At 70.6% G+C, this 18,039-nt stretch carries 16 protein-coding genes; all 16 read right to left on the bottom strand.

Going from position 1 to position 18,039, the window contains the following annotated elements; translation table 11 throughout:
* Position 1 precedes the first annotated feature (1 nt).
* Complete coding sequence (locus FHT38_RS02925) at positions 2-1,339, bottom strand: UDP-glucose/GDP-mannose dehydrogenase family protein (RefSeq protein WP_183489728.1); 1,338 nt, start codon at positions 1,337-1,339, stop codon at positions 2-4.
* 58 nt (positions 1,340-1,397) lie between these two features.
* Complete coding sequence (locus FHT38_RS02920) at positions 1,398-2,405, bottom strand: NAD-dependent epimerase (RefSeq protein WP_310737341.1); 1,008 nt, start codon at positions 2,403-2,405, stop codon at positions 1,398-1,400.
* A 91-nt stretch (positions 2,406-2,496) separates the two neighbouring features.
* Positions 2,497-3,435, bottom strand: coding sequence for a hypothetical protein (locus FHT38_RS02915; protein ID WP_183489722.1), 939 nt, complete (start codon positions 3,433-3,435; stop codon positions 2,497-2,499).
* 24 nt (positions 3,436-3,459) lie between these two features.
* Positions 3,460-4,683 (bottom strand): glycosyltransferase family 4 protein, encoded by a 1,224-nt coding sequence (locus tag FHT38_RS02910; RefSeq protein ID WP_183489719.1) that lies wholly within the window; start codon positions 4,681-4,683, stop codon positions 3,460-3,462.
* A 10-nt stretch (positions 4,684-4,693) separates the two neighbouring features.
* Complete coding sequence (locus FHT38_RS02905) at positions 4,694-6,154, bottom strand: lipopolysaccharide biosynthesis protein (RefSeq protein ID WP_183485317.1); 1,461 nt, start codon at positions 6,152-6,154, stop codon at positions 4,694-4,696.
* A 33-nt stretch (positions 6,155-6,187) separates the two neighbouring features.
* Complete coding sequence (locus FHT38_RS02900) at positions 6,188-7,075, bottom strand: hypothetical protein (RefSeq protein ID WP_091721548.1); 888 nt, start codon at positions 7,073-7,075, stop codon at positions 6,188-6,190.
* Between the two features lie 22 nt (positions 7,076-7,097).
* Positions 7,098-8,294 (bottom strand): acyltransferase, encoded by a 1,197-nt coding sequence (locus FHT38_RS02895; RefSeq protein WP_183489716.1) that lies wholly within the window; start codon positions 8,292-8,294, stop codon positions 7,098-7,100.
* Positions 8,295-8,335: 41 nt separating this feature from the next.
* Positions 8,336-9,157: a WecB/TagA/CpsF family glycosyltransferase gene (locus FHT38_RS02890; RefSeq protein WP_183485311.1), complete on the bottom strand. Its 822-nt coding sequence runs from the start codon at positions 9,155-9,157 to the stop codon at positions 8,336-8,338.
* A gap of 16 nt (positions 9,158-9,173) precedes the next feature.
* On the bottom strand, positions 9,174-10,382 hold the full coding sequence (locus FHT38_RS02885) for a glycosyltransferase family 2 protein (protein WP_183489713.1): 1,209 nt from the start codon (positions 10,380-10,382) through the stop codon (positions 9,174-9,176).
* Positions 10,375-11,580 (bottom strand): glycosyltransferase, encoded by a 1,206-nt coding sequence (locus tag FHT38_RS02880; protein ID WP_183485304.1) that lies wholly within the window; start codon positions 11,578-11,580, stop codon positions 10,375-10,377. Before FHT38_RS02880 ends, FHT38_RS02885 begins: the two co-directional genes overlap by 8 nt.
* Positions 11,577-12,221, bottom strand: coding sequence for a serine acetyltransferase (locus FHT38_RS02875; protein ID WP_091721529.1), 645 nt, complete (start codon positions 12,219-12,221; stop codon positions 11,577-11,579). The genes FHT38_RS02880 and FHT38_RS02875 overlap by 4 nt, the downstream gene beginning before the upstream one ends.
* Positions 12,218-13,783: an Atrophin-1 multi-domain protein gene (locus tag FHT38_RS02870; RefSeq protein ID WP_183489710.1), complete on the bottom strand. Its 1,566-nt coding sequence runs from the start codon at positions 13,781-13,783 to the stop codon at positions 12,218-12,220. Before FHT38_RS02870 ends, FHT38_RS02875 begins: the two co-directional genes overlap by 4 nt.
* Before the next feature lie 19 nt (positions 13,784-13,802).
* Positions 13,803-14,798, bottom strand: coding sequence for an acyltransferase (locus FHT38_RS02865; RefSeq protein ID WP_183489707.1), 996 nt, complete (start codon positions 14,796-14,798; stop codon positions 13,803-13,805).
* Complete coding sequence (locus tag FHT38_RS02860) at positions 14,795-16,300, bottom strand: O-antigen ligase (RefSeq protein WP_183489704.1); 1,506 nt, start codon at positions 16,298-16,300, stop codon at positions 14,795-14,797. The genes FHT38_RS02865 and FHT38_RS02860 overlap by 4 nt, the downstream gene beginning before the upstream one ends.
* Positions 16,297-17,067: an exosortase C-terminal domain/associated protein EpsI gene (locus FHT38_RS02855; protein ID WP_183489701.1), complete on the bottom strand. Its 771-nt coding sequence runs from the start codon at positions 17,065-17,067 to the stop codon at positions 16,297-16,299. The genes FHT38_RS02860 and FHT38_RS02855 overlap by 4 nt, the downstream gene beginning before the upstream one ends.
* Positions 17,064-17,987, bottom strand: a complete 924-nt coding sequence (gene xrtB / locus FHT38_RS02850) for an exosortase B (protein WP_183485287.1) — start codon at positions 17,985-17,987, stop codon at positions 17,064-17,066. The genes FHT38_RS02855 and xrtB overlap by 4 nt, the downstream gene beginning before the upstream one ends.
* Positions 17,988-18,039 lie beyond the last annotated feature (52 nt).

Here is an 18,039-nt window from a genome sequence, read left to right as displayed (position 1 = left end):
CTCAATCCGGCTTGCGCTTGCCGCGGCCGATGGCGTGGTGCTCGATGCCCAGCGTCGACATCAGCGCCGGCTCGTACAGGTTGCGACCGTCGAAGACCACCGGCTGCTTGAGCTCGGACTTGATGCGGTCGAAGTCCGGCGTGCGGAACTCCTTCCACTCGGTCACGATCACCAGCGCGTCCGAATCCGCCAGCGCATGCTCCGCGCGTTCGCAGAAGCTCACGCCCTGCACCTGCGCGAGCAGCTTGCTGGCCTCGCTCATCGCCACCGGGTCGTAGGCCGCGATGGCCGCGCCGCGCTTGACCAGCTCCTCGATGATCACCAGCGACGGTGCCTCGCGCATGTCGTCGGTGTTGGGCTTGAACGCCAGGCCCCACAGGGCGAAGCGCTTGCCCGCCAGGTCCTGGCCGAATCGCGCCACGATCTTGTCCACCAGCACCAGCTTCTGCCGGTCGTTGGCTTCCTCGACGGCGTTCAGCACCTTCAGTTCCTGGTCGTACTCGCGGCCGGTGCGCACCAGCGCCTTGACGTCCTTGGGGAAACACGAACCGCCATAACCGGCGCCCGCGTACAGGAACTGGTAGCCGATGCGCGGGTCCGAGCCGATGCCGCGACGCACCAGTTCGATGTCCGCGCCGACCTTCTCCGCCAGCAGCGCCAGCTCGTTCATGAAGCTGATGCGCGTGGCCAGCATCGCGTTGGCGGCGTACTTGGTGAACTCGGCGCTGCGCACGTCCATCACGAAGAGCCGGTCATGGCTGCGGGTGAACGGCGCATACAGCGCGCGCATCATCAGCGTGGCCTGCTCGTCGTCGGAACCCACGACGATGCGGTCGGGCTTCATGAAGTCCTCGATCGCCGCGCCTTCCTTCAGGAACTCGGGGTTGGACACCACCGCGAAACCGACGGTCGCATCGCGCCGGGCCAGTTCCTCGGCGATGGCGGCGCGGACCTTGTCCGCGGTGCCCACCGGCACGGTGCTCTTGTCGACGACCACCTTGTAGTCGGTCATGCGCTGGCCGATCGAGCGCGCCGCGGCCAGCACGTACTGCAGGTCGGCCGAGCCGTCCTCGCCCGGGGGCGTGCCCACCGCGATGAACAGGATGGTGCCGTGATTGACCGCCGCATCGACATCGGTCGTGAACTGCAGGCGGCCGGCCTCGACGTTGCGCTTGACCACCGCGTCCAGGCCCGGCTCGTGGATGGGAATGCCGCCCTCGTTGAGGATGCGGATCTTCTCGGCATTCACATCCAGGCAGACCACGTGGTTGCCCATCTCGGCCAGGCAGGCGCCGGTGACCAGGCCCACGTAGCCGGTGCCGATCGTCGTGACTTTCATTCCAGTACTCCTGATTGAATCAACGGGGACGGACCGCTTCGCCGGTCCGCCTGGGATCTCATTGCTTGAAGTAGTCGCGGTACCAGGCGACGAAACGCCGGATGCCCTCGGGCACCGGCATCGCCGGGCGGAAACCGGTCCATTCGGCCAGTTCCTCGACGTCCGCGTGGGTGGCCGGGACGTCGCCATCCTGCAGCGGCAGGAACTCCTTGATCGCCTCGCGGCCCACCGCCTGCTCGATCGCCGCGATGAAGTCCATCAGCGGGATCGGCGCGTGGTTGCCGATGTTGAACACGCGGTAAGGCGCGTTGGAGCGCGCCGGATCCGCCTTCACCGGGTCGTAGGCCGGGTCGGGCGTGGCGCTGCGGTCGAGCACCCGCACCACGCCTTCGGCGATGTCGTCGATGTAGGTGAAGTCGCGGATCATCTTCCCGTGGTTGAAGACCTTGATCGGCTCGTTCGCGAGGATGGCCTTGGTGAACAGGAACAGCGCCATGTCGGGCCGGCCCCAGGGGCCGTACACGGTGAAGAAGCGCAGCCCCGTCGTGGGCAGGTTGAACAGATGGCTGTAGGTGTGCGCCATCAGCTCGTTGGCCTTCTTGGTCGCGGCATACAGGCTGACCGGGTGGTCCACGCCGTGGTGCTCGCTGAAGGGCATCAGCGTGTTGCCGCCATAGACGCTGGAGCTGGACGCGTAGGCCAGGTGCTGCACGCCGGTGTGGCGGCAGCCCTCGAGGATGTTGGTGAAGCCGACGATGTTGGCGTCGATGTAGGCATGCGGGTTCACCAGCGAATAACGCACGCCGGCCTGCGCCGCCAAGTGCACGACGCGATCGAAGCGATGCTTGGCGAAAAGATCCGCGATGCCCTGGCGGTCCGCCACGTCCATGTGCACGAACTCGAAGCCGGGGCGGCCGTTCAGGCGCGCCAGCCGGTCGTGCTTGAGCCGCGGATCGTAGTAGTCGTTGAGGTTGTCCAGGCCGACCACCTGGTCGCCCCGCGCCAGCAGGATCTGGCTGACATGCATGCCGATGAAGCCGGCGGCGCCGGTGACGAGGATCTTCAAGCGCACTCCCGCGAATCGATGAACGCAATGCCGGCCATTCTCCATGACGGATCACGCCGGGCGGACGCCGGTCCCTTGCTCATGGGGGGTGTCATCCGCGCAACCGTCCCAGCAGGCCCTTGACCATCGTCTTGGCCGCCACCTCCAGGCGCTCGGCGCGGGTGCGCGAGGCCGCCTGGCGCAGCAGCGCGGCGACCTCGTCGCGCGTCATCAGCGGGTAATGCGCCTCGCGGCTCAGGCCGTCGACGTCCTCCTGCTGCCCATTCCACAGCCGCACCGGGAAGCGGTAGAAGCGATAGCGCGGGTCATCCAGCGGCAGCAGGTCGACATCGGGCCGCTGCGCCGGGTTGAGCAGGCCCAGCACCGGCACGTGGATGGTCTGCGCGTCCGACAGCCACGTCGCCAGCCAGGCGAAGGAACTCACGCTGGTGACGACGTGCCGCGCGCTGCGCAGGCGCTCGAAGTCCGCCAGCACGCCCTGGCTGCGCACGACGCGCGCATCGGGCATCGCCTCCATCAGCAGGCGCGAGTACCAGTCGTCCTCGATCTGGCCGAACAGCACCGGACGCAAGCCGGTCTCGCGGGCCAGTTGCCGGTAATAGGCCGGCGGCACCGGGCCGTAGTCGGGGTGGCACTGGCCGAGGATCTCGGCGCCCCGCACGCTGATGAGCAGCTCGTCGTCGCCGTGACGCTCGACCTCGGCCCGGCCCGCCGGGAACAGCGCCTGGTAGGCCGAGGGCGGCAGGTAGTTGGCCATGCGCGAGCCGATGCCCACCAGCTTCATGTCGCGCAGCAGCCCGGCCTTGACCAGCGACGCCACGCCGTCGATGTCGATCAGATGGCCGCGCAGTTCCACCGGCTTGGCGCGCGGCGCCGGTTCCTCGCCGCCCTTGAGCGACCACAGCGGCATGTCGTAGCCGACGATGTCGAGCTCCGGGATCCGCGAGCGCAGCGAATGCCCGAGCATCAGCTGCATCATCTGGTTGCCCAGGTTGCCGGTGGGCTGGATGCGGAAGGTGACCGCGCTCATCGAGGGTGCTCCGTGTTGATCGTTTCAGTGCCCGCGCAGTTCCGCATACAGGGCCTCGTAGGTGTTGCCGATGGCGGCCATGCCGAAGTCGCGCGCGGCGCTTTCCGCCAGGGCGGCCGACGAGGCCGGCGTGCGCTGCGCCAGCAGCTGCAGGCACAGCCGCGCGAACTCCTGCGGATCGCGCGACGGCGTGTTCACCGCGTCCGGGCGCTCGCCGACGATCCAGCCGGTGATCTCCGGGATGTCCATCACCGCCACGGCCAGCCCCGCGCACATCGCCTCGACGATGGCGGTGCCGAAGCCCTCCTGGCGCGAGCAGAACGCGAACAGGTCGACCGCGCGCAGGATCTCGTGGATGTCCTCGCGCCGCCCCAGGAAACGCACGCCGCCGATGCCGCGCTCGGCCATGTACTGCTGCAGCTGGACGTGGAAGGGGTTGGTGTCCTCGTTGCCCGGCCCGATGATCAGCAGGACCGCGTCGGGCCGCTCGCGCCGGATGGTCTCGAAGGCGGCGATCAGCAGGTCGTAGCCCTTGCGGTGCTCGACCGCGCCGATGCTCGCCATCACCGGCACGCCCTCGGGAATGTCCAGCGCGGCGCGCGCGCGCGCGATCTCGTCGGGCATGGGCAGGTAATAGCGCGCGGTCTCCACGCCGTTGGCCACCAGCAGCACCCGCTTGGGCGCCACGCCCACGCTGCAGGCCATGCGCTTGAGGCTGGGCGAGATCGCGATGTAGCGGTGCACCGAGCCCAGGCAGGCGCGGTACAGCTTGCCCATCAGCCGGCGCCGCGTCAGCGTGGCGGGGTCGTCGGACTCGGCCAGCGTCAGCTTGACGATGGTCTTGCGACCCAGCCACTTCAGCACCGGCATGGCCAGCAGTTCGGGCCCCTGCACCGAGTGGAAATGGAAGACGCGGAACTTGGGGTGCGCCAGCGCGAACAGCACGATGCGCAGCGTCCAGATCAGCTTGCGCAGGTTGGAGCGCGCCGCGGTGAAGGTGCGGCGCCGATAGAGGTCGAAGGACTCGTGCCGCAGGTCGGCATCGGCGCCGTCGCCGTTGTCGGCCAGGAAGGCGACCTCGCAGCCGCGCGTCTGGAGTTCGGCGCCCAGGCGCAGCGCCTGCACGATCGCGCCACCGAATTCGGGCGGGAAGGTGAAGCACACCATCAGGATGGCGCCATCGGCGGCCGAGGCGGTGGCCCGGGATTCGTCGAGCGGGTCGGCAGTGGCGGGAACAGGGGAAGTCATCGGGGACGCCTCAGGATGCACGGGACAGCTTGCCGCGGAACATGGCCTTGACCGAGGCCATCTTCTGCGGCGCGAGGACGGCCATCAGGCCGAGGTAGCAGGCGGCGAAGAGCGCGTACTGCGCGGCCAGGCGCCACAGGCCGGTCCGGCCCACGGCCGCCGCGTGGCCGAAGATCCAGCGGTCGCCGCCCCAGACCAGCACGCCGGCGGCCAGCGCCGCGAGCACCTGGTAGCCGATCGCCCGCAGCAGCGGCGCCGGGCCGGTCTCGAGCAGGCGCAGCACCGCGGCCATCGTCAGCAGCAGGTTGAGCACGGTGGCGATCAGGTAGGCCTGCGTCAGCCCCACCACGCCGAAATGGATGCCCGCGGCGAAGGACGCGACCTGCAGCACCGAGCCGATCACGCCATAGCGCAGCATCAGCCCGGCCTGGCCGGTGGCCAGGAAGGCGCTGCCCGAGGTGCTCAGCACCGACTGGATGAAGCCGGTGGGCGCCAACCATGCGAGCAGCACCTCGGCGCCCGCCCACTTCGCGCCGAAGACCACGGCCACCGTCGGCTCGCGGAAGAACCAGAGCGCGGCCATCACCGGCGCGGTGCCGAAGGTGATCACGCCCAGCGAGCGCAGGTACACCTCGGCCATCTGCGCGCGACCGCCCTGCTGGTGCGCCTGCGTCAGCAGCGGGAACACCGCGCGGGCCACCACGTGGCTGATGTTCTGCACCGGGAACAGCATCAGCCGGTAGGCCACGCTGTACAGGCCCAGCACCGCCGAGCCCAGCACCTTGCCGATGATGAAGCTGTCGGCGTTGCGGGCGAAGTAGTTGACGAACTGGAACGCGGACACGTTGCCGCTGTAGCCCGAGATCTCCCGCAGCCCGTCCCAGCGCGGGCGCGGCGCGGGCCGCCAGTCCGACATCGCCCACAGCATCGCGCCCTGCACCGTCGCGGCCACCAGGGTCTGCGCCACCAGCGCGTACACGCCCCAGCCGGCCAGCGCGGCGCCGACCGCGGCCAGCAGCGCCAGCACCACGGCGACGCTCTCCACCGCGGCGATGCGCTTGAACTGCGACGCCCGCTCCAGCAGCGACTGGTGGACGATGCTGCTGCATGCCACCGGGAAGGACAGCGCCATCAGGCACAGCACCGGCACCAGCGTCGGGGCGTCGTAGAAATGCGCCACGGCGGGCGACGCCGCCATCAGCGTCAGGCAGATCAGGCCGCCCAGCGCCATGTTGAGCCAGAACACCGAGGCCTTGAGGCCCTCGGTCAGCGTCTCGCGCTGGATCAGCGCCGAGCCGGTGCCGAAGTCGCGGAACAGCATCGCGAAGTTGGTGAAGATCGCCGCGATCGCCAGCAACCCGTAGTCCGACGGCGACAGCAGCCGCGCCAGCAGCGTCACGCTGGCGATCTGCGAGCCGATGCGGGCCAGCTGCGAGAAGGCCGCCCATTTGATGTTGTGCAGGATGGACACGCGCGCGTTCCGGATCTCTGGACGCGGGCCGGCTCAGGCCGGCTCCTGCGCCATCTTGCGCAGGTCGTCCGCGACATAGGTCGCGGCGACCTGACGGTCGTTGCCGCCGTTGAAGCTGTTGAAGTGCACCAGCCCCTGGTCGTGCGTGCCGGGCAGCCCCTCGAAGTAGCGCGGCAGCCGGCCGAGCTGGCGCACCCGCAGTCCCGCGCGCAGCGCCATCGCGTGCAGCCAGATGTCGTCCGCCTTGGGGCAGCAGGCCTTGAACGCATCGCCCTGCGCGTGCATGAAGTCCAGGAACTGCGGCGGATAGATCACCCCCGACACGCCGGTGGCGAAATGGCGCCAGCGCGGCTCCCGGCTGCCGCACGGCGGCCATTCCCGGTATGGGCGGATGGCGGTCCCGTCCGGGTCCTGCAGCGCCACCACGTGGGCGCGGTAGCAGCTGATCTGGTCCGGCGCGGCGCGGTAGGCCTCCCACAGGCGACGCAGCCACCAGCGCGGATAGACGATGTCGTCGTCGGCGGTGACCAGCGGCACTTCGTGATGCGCCTGCGAGGCCACGTAGGGGTAGTACTTCGTGTGCGGACCGAGGTTGTCGGTGAGGTGCACCTCCAGCCCACGCGCCTTCAGCCGTCGCAGTCCCTCCGGCAGGTCCTTGAAGCGCGCCGCGTCGTCCAGCCACAGGATCAGCCGCGAGGGCTTGAGCCGGCCGCGGCCGATGCTCTCGATCGTCAGGTGGACGGTGTCGATGCGCGGGCCGTAGGTCGTGAGCGACACGACCGGGCCGCCCGGCGCGACGACCGGCTCGGTGGCGGTCTCGTTGAGCCGCTGCAGCGCGCGCACCTGCCCCGGCACCAGCCGCGGCGCGAGCTTGTAGACCAGCTTGCGGTGAATCTTCGAGATCAGCAGATCGATGTCCATGAACCCAGTACCCCTCCTCGAATCAACCCTTGGAGCGGGGCGTCGCCGCCGCCCGCGCCCCCGTCAGGCGCAGGCGGACCAGGTCCATCACGCCACCCACCCAGCGCTTGACCACCGGCTCGGCATAGGTCACCACCAGCCAGCTCAGCAGCAGTACCGCCAGCGAGGCGATCACCAGCGCCATCGCGGGCTCCACGCCCACGCGGCGCAGCTGCCCCATCGCGACCGCGCCGATGTTCTGGTGCACCAGGTACAGCGGGTAGGTCATCAGGCCCAGCACGCGCAGCAGGCTCACCAGCGACTTGCTCGAGCGCCACGCCGCGTTGTGCCGGATGCCAAGCAAGATCACGGCCAGGCTGACCAGCCAGATCGCCAGCGCGGGCCACCAGGGGTTGGTGCGCGGGCCGTTGGCATCGACGTTGGTCCAGAAGATCTGGACCACGCAGGCCGCCAGCGTCGCGGCCAGGGTCGCCCAGGACGGTCGCTTCTGGCCGTCGATCAGCACGGCCCAGATGAAGATGCCGGCGGCGAAGAACGCGCCGTGCTTGACCAGCAGCAGTTCCAGCACGCGCTCCACCAGGTAGGGCAGCGTCTTGTGCAGCACCGCCAGCGCCGGCACCGCGCCGGTCTGGCCCAGCGTGTAGGCCGCCCAGTAGGCCAGGCAGATCCAGGCCAGCGCCGCGGCCAGCCGGCCGATGGCGCGCTCCTTGCCGCGCCAGATCAGCACGCCCACCGACGCGTAGAAGAAGATCTCCACGCCCAGCGTCCAGAAGACGTTGTCGATCCACGGGTACCAGGGCATGAACAGCATGCTGTGGCGATAACCCCGCATCAGGTCGGTGGTGAAGCCGCCGTAGTGCCAGGCCAGCACCCCCAGCGTCAGCGTCGAGCACACCCAGGCCGCCGGCACCAGGCGCACCACGCGGCTGCGCAGGAAGGCATAGGGCGTCGCGCCGCGCGCCGAGTACGCGATCACGATGCCCGAGATCACGAAGAACACCTGCACGCCGATCCAGCCGTAGAAGGACAACCACGGGATCAGCGGCTGCGCGAAGGTGCCGCCGCTGAGCTCGTAGGGCCGGCTGTCGGGGCGGTCGCCGATGCTGAAGGCCAGGTGCGAGAACAGCACCAGCACGGCGGCCAGGAAGCGCACCAGGTCGATGGCGATGACGTGCTGCTGGCGGGGATTGGCGTGGACGATCGGCTCAGGCTGGGACATGGGAATTTCCTCCGGAACGGGCGAGGGGCATCGCTGGCATGTCAGGCTGACGAGCGCCGCCGGCCGACGGCCGCGGCATAACGCCGGGCCCTTGACAGGAACAGGGGATTGCCGAGCACGTAGCGCTTGAACAGCCGGCGCGGCTCGCGCGCCAGGCGGTACAGCCACTCGATGCCCAGGCGACGCATCCAGGCCGGCGCGCGCGTCGCGCCACCGCCCAGGAAGTCGAGGATGGCGCCGCCGCACACGATCACGCAGGGGTGCGCCAGCGCGCGGCGGAGCTGCTGCGCGACCTGCTCCTGCTTGGGCATGCCCATGCCCAGCACGACCAGGTCGGGTGCGAAGGCGCGGGCCAGCGCGACGTAGGCCTCCGGCGCCTGGAACCCGTCCAGTGCCTCGACCACGGCGCCGGGCGCGAGCTCGTCGCGGATCCGCGCGGCCGCCACGGACAGCTGCGGATCGCGCGTGCCCAGCACCAGGATGCGCCGGCCGGCGTGACGCGCGACGATGCGCGGGATCAGGTCGGTGCCGTTGAGGTTCAAGCCGGGCGCGCGGCCCAGCCGGTCCATCAGCATGCGCATGCCCGAGCCGTCGCGCAGCACCCAGTCGGCCTGCGCCACGGCATCGGCGAAACCGGCGTCGGTCACCGCCGAGTTCATCGCATGCGCGTTGACGAAGGCGACCACGCGCGGGCGGTCGACACCGCCCGGGCCGCCGGCGGTCATGGCCCGCAGCAGCTCGTCCTCGACGCCGCGTTCATCCGCCACGACCGTGAGCGCACCCAGGATCGCGCGCCAGCGGTCGATCCAGGTCGGACCGACCGGGGTGGCGGCGCGGGAGGTGGAACTGTGGAGATCCGTCATGGTGCGGGGCTGCGTCTCAGTGATCGCGCTTGGTGCGCACCCATTCGGTCTGGCGGCGCACGACGAAGCTCAGGTAGATGGGCAGCTTGGCCAGCACGTAGACCGGCGCCTTCAGCAGCTCGCCCAGTCCGATCAGCTCGGCGGCGAAGCGATGGCGCGCCGCGACGATCGCGACCAGCAGCGCCGCCACGCCCAGCAGCGCGACGACCAGCCCCGCCGCCCAGCCGGTCAGCAGCGCCCAGATCGCCTGCGCCAGCGTGGCCACGACCAGCAGCCCGGCCAGCAGGGCTAGCGGCGGCACCAGCATGTCCATCACCAGCATCGCCTGCGCGAAGCGGCCGCGGCGCAGCGCCTCCCATAGCAGCTTCGGGCCCTCGCCCACCAGCAGCGAGAGATGGCCGTGCTCCCAGCGCGTGCGCTGGCTGCGCTCGCCTTCCTGGCTGGCGGCGAAGACGCTGGTCACCAGCACGTCCTCGCAGAACAGCGGCGGTGTGCCGTCGCGGGCCAGCCGCACGCCCAGCTGCATGTCCTCGGCCAGATGGCCGCTGGCCAGCGGCGCGCGCAGCGCCACCGCCCAGGGAAAAGCCATGCCCGTGCCCAGCAGCTGGCAGGGCAGTCCCAGCCGGAACATGCCGCGCGAGCGTGCCAGGTTCTTCACCCGCATCGCGAATTCCGCCACCCGCGCCTTCAGGCCGGGCGTGGGGGCGTGCATCAGGTAGCTCGCCTGCACCGGCCGGCCATGCGCCTGCGCCAGCCCGGCCACGCGCGGGATCAACCCCGGCGACAGCACGCAGTCCGCGTCCAGCACCAGGACGACGTCCGGCGCATGGCCCTCGTGCTGTGCCAGCATCTCCAGGTGTCGCACGCCGAAGTCCAGCGCGTAGCCCTTGCCGCGGCGCTCCGCATCGTGGCGCTCGACGACCTCGGCGCCCACCAGCCGCGCCTGCGCGGCGGTGTCGTCGCTGCAGTTGTCCGCCACCACCAGCACGCGGTCATCGGGCCCCAGTTGCGACAGCGTCTGCATGATGGTCGCGCGCACGCCGTGGCCCTCGTTGTGGGCGGGAATCAGCACAGCGATGCGCGCGGGCCGCGGCTGTGCGGGCAAGGGCGGCGGCTGCCGCAACGCCAGCACGATCTGCACCAGCAGCAGCAGCGCGGGCAGTACCAGCAGCGCGGTGCCGGCCAGCAGCAGCCCGTTGACGACGGCCAGGACGGTGTCAAGCATGGGCGTACTCGCTGAAGAGACGGAGCAGGCGCGAGGCCTCGGTGTCCACGTCGTGGCGGGCGAGCACGCGGGTGCGCGCGGCCTCGGCCATCTGGCGCAGGCGTGCGTCGTCGCAGTCCAGGCACTCGCGCATCGCCTCGGCCAGCGCCGGCGCGTCGCCCGCGGGCACCAGCCAGCCATGCGTGCCCGGCACGATCAACTCGGGGATGCCGGCGATGGACGTGCTCACGACCGGACGGCCCAGCGCCATCGCCTCCATCGCCACGACGGGCAGGCCCTCGGCGAAGCTCGCCAGCACCAGCGCGCGCGCGGCCATCAGCTCGGCGCGGACCTGGTCGCTGCCGATCCAGCCGGTGATGCGCACCGTGCGCTGCAGGCCCAGCTCGGCGATGCGGGTCTCGATGGCCGCGCGCAACTCGCCGTCGCCGGCCAGCACCAGCTCGAAGTCGGGGCGCTCGCGCGCCAGCAGCGCGGCGGCCTCGATCAGGAGCAGGTGGCCCTTCTGCTCGGCAAGGCGTCCGACGGCCACCAGCCGGCGACCGCTGGGCGGCGCGTCCGCACCGGCGTGGAAGCCGGGCTCCAGCCCGCAATGCACGACCTGCACCTTGGCCCAGTGCGCACGCTCCACCCACCGGAACAGCTGGCTACGGCAGAAGGACGTGATGGCAACGACGAAACGCGCGCGGCGGATCTTCTCGCCCAGGTGGAGGAATTCGGGTTTGTCGAATTCCTCCGGGCCATGGACGGTGAAGCTGTAGCCCGGCCCGCCGAGCGCATGCAGCAGCATCGCGACCTCGGTCGAGTTGGTGCCGAAATGCGCATGCACATGCGTGACGCCGGCATCGCGCATCAGGCGCAGCGCGACGCAGGCCTCGGCCAGGTAGACCAGATGCAGCGGCCAGGGGCGATCGGCGCGACGGCCCATGCGCAGCGCCAGTCCGAGCGCGCCGAGGAAACGTCCGGGCGCGCGCAGCGCCTCGCGCACGAGCGCGGTGCCCAGCGCCGCCGCGCCGCCTCGCAGCAGGTAATGGGTGCGCGCCTTCTCGGCCTGGTCCTGGGCGTCGGGCGCGGGATCGTCCCAGCCGCGCACGGCCACGCGCAGGACGTCCTGGCCCTGCTTTTCAAGCGCGAGGATCTCCCGGCGGATGAACGTGTGGCTGACCTTCGGATAGTGATTGACGAGGTAGGCGATCTTCAAAGGGTCACACTCCCTGGCTCCTGCTCCTGCGGAGCCGGATGCTTGTTTTGCTCTTGGCCGGCGTCGACGCCGACAGGTCCGGCGCCAGGGCAAGCATCGTTCCTGGCGCGCAGCGCCTCGCCCCGATGCAGGATGCGGGCCGGATTGCCGACCGCGGTCGCACCCGGCGGCACATCCTGCAGCACGACGCTCATCGCGCCGACCTTGCAACCGGCGCCCAGTCGCACACCGCCGAGCACCTGCGCGTAGGCGCCCAGCTCCACGCCGTCCTCCAGCACCGGGCAGGGGCCGCCGTCGACGCGGTTGCCCAGGGTCACGCCCTGGCGCAGCGTGCAGCCAGCACCGATGACGGTGCCCGGGTTCACGAAGATGCCGCCGAAATGCCAGATCCGGAGCCCCGGCCCGATGCGCGTCTGCTTGGGCAGGCTGATGCCGGTCAGCGTCTCCACGACGGTGTGCAGCAGCAGGTGCAGCCGGCGGTGCAGGCCCTGCGCGAAACCGGGCGGCGCCGCATCGACGCGACGTCCGTAGCGGTAGACCCACAGCGCCCACATCGACTGCTCGCGCAGCGGCATGCGGCCCAGCCCCCAGCGGGCGACATCGGCGGCCCAGTCCGGGTCGCGGTGCGCGCGCAACGTCATCGCCTGCTCCTCTCGCCGTCGGACCGGGCCGGCCCGCGGCGGGCGACCGAGGCCTCGACCGGCACCAGCGCGCCGCCCACCGACGACTCGCCCGGTCCGGGTCCGCTGCGCACGGTCAGCCGGACGGCGCCCGGCCCTTGCGGCCATTCGAAGGTCTTGCTCGCACCGTCGGCGAGCTCGCCGCTGTCGAAGAGCGTCGTGCGCCGGTCCGCGTCGAGCAGCTGCAATTGCAGCTTCGCGTCGCCGGTCGCGGTCACGGTCAGCCGGTAGCGCCGGCCGGCCTCGGGCTTGGCCCAGGTGACCGGCTGCAGGCTGCGACCGCTGTCGTTCACCTGCACGGCGATGCCCTCGCCGGGCGGGAACACGACTGCCTGGCGGCGGGTGTCGAAGACGCCCGGCGGCCGATCGGCGCCCGCACCCGCGACCGCTGCCTTCATCGCGGTGGCTTCCGCGCCGCCGCGGCGCCACGGCCCGCGCAGCGACATCTGGTTCTGCGGCGTCTCCATCGACATCGGCCGGCCATTGCCGTCGACCCAGCGCTCCACGGCCGTGACCTGGCGCAGCGCAGCGCGCACCCGGTCGAGCTGGGCCGCGAACGCGGGATGCCAGCCGCGCTTCATCGGCGACTTGTTGGCCCCCATCTCGACGTAGATCACGAACGGCGTCTCGACGTTGCGATCGACGACGTAGGCGCCGTAGACCTTCAGCGTGCGCGCGACCTTGCGCAGCAGCGGGTCCTCGATGGGGCTGACGTCGAAGTCCGGCGGCAGCATCAGCAGCGCGCCCTGCGGGATCTGGCCGGTGTTGGACCTGGCGCCGGTGTCGGCCGAGGTGGCCGGGAAGATGTAGGCGGGATCGGCCGACAGCCCGGTGTGCGTCAGCGACATCGCCAGCGCGTGCCGGAAGAGCTCGTCGCCGTCGTCGATCTCCTTGGCGCGCACCAGGCCGCCCATCGTCGGCACCGCCGCGGCGCGGGCGCCCTGGAAGTAGTGACCGGGCTCGCCCCAGCCGCGACCGTCCAGGCGCGTCCACGCGTACTGGTCGGCGCGCCACTGGCCGTCGATGAATCGCAGCACGTTGAAGGAATGGATCACGCGGTCCACCGGGTCGACGATGTCGCCATGGCCGTCGGCCGCGCTCGCGGGCACGACGCCGGCGGGCCAGCGCGGGATGGTGATCTGCTCGCGCATCGCCTCGGCGTCCGGATCCCAGATGCCCTTGCGGCCCGGCAGCGGCAGCACGGTGACCGGCGGATCGTCGGACGCGGCCACGAACACGCCGGTCGACCACTTGCCGTCTTCCATCGTGGGGAAGTTCTTCGCCTTCGGGATTTCGAAGCTGCCCAGCGTCACGCCGATCGGGCGCGCGTTCCAGGGCGAGTCCGCCGCGAAGGGCCGGTCGGCGGTGCCGAAGCGCAGGTGACGCACCGCGCGGGCCTGGGGATCGGCGGCATCGGCCTTGTCGGTGGCCTGCGGCGTCGCCCACGCGCCCGCGCCCATCGCCGCCGCGAGGCCGGCGAACACGCCCGACAGCAGCCAGCGGGCGGAACGGATTGTGAGCATCGACGTCATCCGTCCACCCTTAAACACTACGAACCGCGTCATTGGACATCCTCAGCCGGTGGCCCATCGCAATAAAGTGTCGCTCGAAGTAAAACGTCGACAGGTGCGCGAGCAGGAAGACCGCCGCCAGCAGCAGCGGTCGCTTGAGGTACTTTTCGGTGACATCGCCGCTGCCCAGCCAGGTGTGCTCCAGCGGCACGTGCAGCACGTACACCGCGAAGGACACCGTCGCGAGGTAGGTCCAGAACGGGCGGGACAGGAAGGCCGCCGCCGCCGATCGCGGCTGGCACAGCAGGGCCCCGGTCAGGCACAGCACGGCATAGGGCCGCAGGAAGGACGCGACGTTGCCGTCGACGTTGTAGCAGGCCAGGCACAGCAACGCCGCCGCGCCCCACAGCAAGACGGGGCGCTCGAAGAAGCCGATCGCCTCGCGCCGGCTCGGCGAGTGCAGCAGGATCGCCAGCACGAAGCCCGCCAGGATGTCGTCGATGCGGTACCAGGTGATGCTGCCGCTGTAGCCGCTCATGTACACGCGGTAACCGGTCACCGCCACCAGCAGCGCCGGCACCAGCACCCGCGCCACGGCGGGACGGAACAGCAGCAGCGCGGTGGCCAGCGCATAGAACTGCAGTTCCACGCACAGGCTCCAGTAATGGTCCAGCGGCACCCGCATGCCGGCGTCGCTGAGGTTGGCGTAGAACAGCAGGTGCGCGGCCAGCACCGACGGCTCGAAGTGCCAGATCGCCGCGACCACCACCGCCACCAGCCAGGCCAGCGGAAGGATGCGCAGCAGCCGCTTGGCGACGAACTCCAGCGGGTGCACGTGCACCAGCACCTGCCTGCCGATGAAGTAGCCGGACAGCACGAAGAACAGCGCCATGCCCAGCATGCCGACCGATTCGTTGAGCCGGGGCCGCAACGCGTTGAGCGGCAGCCAGTGGGCGACCAGCACGGTCGCGATGCTCAGCCCGCGCACGCCGTCCAGGACCGCGGACCGGGTGCCGACGGCGCTCATGCCGGCCTCACCGACCAGGGACGCGCGCGCCGGCCCAGTGTCCGCGGCGCCCGATGCCCGACATCGGGCCGGACGCGGCAGACGATGGCGCAGCCCGCGCCCATCACGAACCAGAAGAACCAGTTGAAGACGAGGTAGCTCAGCATGTTGTCCGACAGCGAGACCACCACGTAGCCGATGAGCAGCGCGATGAACATCGCCGACAGCAAGGCATCGTCGCGGCGGAAGCGCCAGAAGATCTGCGCCGCGCGCAGGTACTTCCAGTAGTAGGTGGCCAGCCCCACGATGCCGACGTCGAACAGCATCTGCACCGCGACGCTGTGCGCGCCGGTGGTCATGCCGCCGCTCAGGCTGAAGAAGGTGGGCGAGTTGAAGAAGAAGCCGCCCGAGCCGTAGCCGAACAGGTAGCGGGCCGGCGCCATCCAGCTGACGGCATCGGCCCAGAGCACGCGACGCCAGGTGAAGGAGTTCAGCTTGGCGTACTGCACCACCACGTTGCCCTGGCCGATGTCCAGCACGCGGTCCCGGATGTCGGGCACCAGCAGCGCCAGCAGCGGCACCAGCATCAGATAGAGCAGGAAACGGCGCTCGAAGAGCAGCCCGTACAGGAAGAACATCGCGCCGGCGGCCATCCAGGCGCTGCGGGTCTTGGTCGCCGCCAGCAGCGCCAGCAGGACCAGCAGGTAGCCCGCCATGGCCAGCCGCGTGGCGGTGGTGGTGGTGGCGAGCGTGCGGGCGTTCTTCCACAGGTACAGCAGCACGCCCTGCATCAGCACCAGGTAGAAGGCCAGGATGTTGGGATGGGAGAACGGGCCCTTGTAGCGGCCCATGGCCGCGGGATCGTTGGTGACGTGCACGTCGCCGCGCGCGATCGCGATCAGCGTGTAGATCGCCACCGGCACCGAGGACCAGATGACCAGCTTCAGGATGCGGTCGAACGAGCTCCAGTCGTCCACGACGTAGAAGGCCACCACGAACATCGCCATCGTGCTCAGCGTGCCGAGGAAGGTCCGCAGCTCGGGCAGCTTGTCCGGCGAATAGAGCAGCCCCACCGCCTGCATCGCGATGAAGGGCAGCCACACCATCCACGCCACGCGCGGGATGCGCCGCGGCTCGCGCATCCAGAAGACCGCCGCCAGCAGGATCACCGCCAGGTTCACCAGGCCGCCCAGTCCACCGAAGCTGGCGAAGCGCGCCTCCTCCAGCACCGGGTTGGCGATCGCGCGCAGCAGCAGGATGGTCAGCAGCAGCGCCTTCGGATTGGCCACGAACATGAAGGCGACGATCAGCGCCACCGGCAGCACGACGAAAAACACCGGCTTCTGCGCCACCATGTCGCCCATCACGACGCAGACCAGCCCCATCACCACGCAGCCCGCGGCCAACGCCGCCGCCGCGAACAGGGTGCGCCAGCCAGGCCAGCGCGACGGGCGGTCGTTGCCGTAGGGATTCAGGCCCTGCGGCCGCGGGGTGCCCTTGAGCGGGCTGCTCGTCGCGCTCATCGGACCAGCATCCCGCGGGAGGGCGCCGGCACCGCCGCGACCAGCTCGGCCAGGAAACGCGCCATCAGGCGCTGCGAGCCCGGGGCGGCCGAGGCCTGCGCCAGGCGCTGCGACGCGCGCACCAGGATGCCGTCGGGAATGCGCCCGGCCAGCCCCTCGTTGAGGATGTACCAGCGCGCGCCCAGCCCGTCGCCCCCGTAGTTGTCGCCGATGCGGATCCAGTAGCGCACCGCCTCGAAACCACCGCCGCGGGCCTCGGCCAGCAACTCGGTCGTGGGCACCGGCCTGGCGCGGCCCTCGGTGGCGATCGGCGGGCCCGGCTCGACCCGGCGCAGCGCGAAGCCCTGCGCCGGATAACAGACCTCGGGACGGTGCACCTTGACGTCCTGGCGCTGGCGCTCGCCCCAGGCCAGCGCGAGCATCACCTGCTCGCCCTGGCCGTTGGCATAGGTCCGCATCACGGTCTGGTCATAGGGCTGCTCCAGCACCGTCTCCACGCCTTGCGCCACGTCGACCTGCGTGGTCGCATCGGCGATCACGCGCCAGTCGCCGAAGGCCTTGGGCACGATGGCGTCCAGGCTGGGCGCGCCGGTCACGGCCTGCAGCCGCGGCGTGGCCAGCCACGCGCCGGCCGCGGCCACGCCCATCAGGGCGGCGCCGCCCAGGCAGGCGCGGCGCGACAGGCGCGGCAGCGCGTCGGCCGGGTCGGGCATGCCGGGGGCCACGCCCCGGGGCGTCGGCACGGGGGGATGCAGGGGCGTGCTCATCGCGCCGCCTCCCGACCGCGCAGGCGGTCCCAGCGCGCCGACAGGCCGCGCAGCAGGGTGTCCACGCCCACGATCAGCATCAGCGCCGTCAGGAACAGCGCCATGCCGGAGAACTCGTGCATGAAGCCCTGGCCGACGTCGTCGCCCAGGTGGTAGGTCAGCAAGGCCAGGATCAGGATGCGGATCACGTTGGAGCAGTAGGAAATCGGCACGATCAGCAGCGCCAGCGCGATGTTGCGGAACACCGATTCATGGCGCACGACATTCATGTAGAGCAGGCCCAGGGCCTCCAGCGTGAACAGCGAGTTCAGGCCCGCGCAGGCATCCGCGACCATCAGCTGGTACGGGCCGATCTGCAGGATCACGCCGGCCCGGGCGATCGGGTAGCCCAGCGCGTACATGAGGGACTCCGCGCCCCAGGACGCGGCCAGCTTCATCGGCTGGGTGATGACGTCGACGATGGACGCCGGCAGCGGCACCGCGAACAGCAGCAGGAAGAACGCGAAGCCGTAGCGGCGCGCGATCGTCGGCCCGAGCAGCAGCAGCGCCAGGCCCAGCAGCACCGGCATCAGCGAGCCCATCTCCAGCAGCGCGATCGACTGCGAGCGGCCCAGCACGTAGCCCAGCAGCCCCAGCACGATCAGCGTCCAGCCCGCCAGGGGCGCGGGCCGCGGACGGAAGGACTGGCCCTGGCGCGCCATGCGCCGGGTCTGGAAATAGAAGTACCAGGCCGACAGCGCCAGCACGATCGGGCCGTGGGAATTGCGGTCGCCACGCCACGGGCCGCGCATGAAGTCGACGATCGTCGGCACGTAGAGCGCGACCAGGCCGATCGCCAGCGCGATCAGCGCGATCCGGTTGGCGGCCCAGAAGGCCGCGCCCGGGTGACCCGGCGCGCCGGGGAGGACGTTCTGCGACATGGTGTTCACTGCGATCCCTGCTGCTGATTCCGGACATGCGGCGGCGTGGCCT

This window comes from Mitsuaria sp. BK041 (genome assembly GCF_014193085.1).
GTDB lineage: Bacteria > Pseudomonadota > Gammaproteobacteria > Burkholderiales > Burkholderiaceae_C > Roseateles.
The sequence above is the reverse complement of the archived record's forward strand: the minus strand, read 5'-3'. Positions and strand labels throughout refer to the sequence as shown.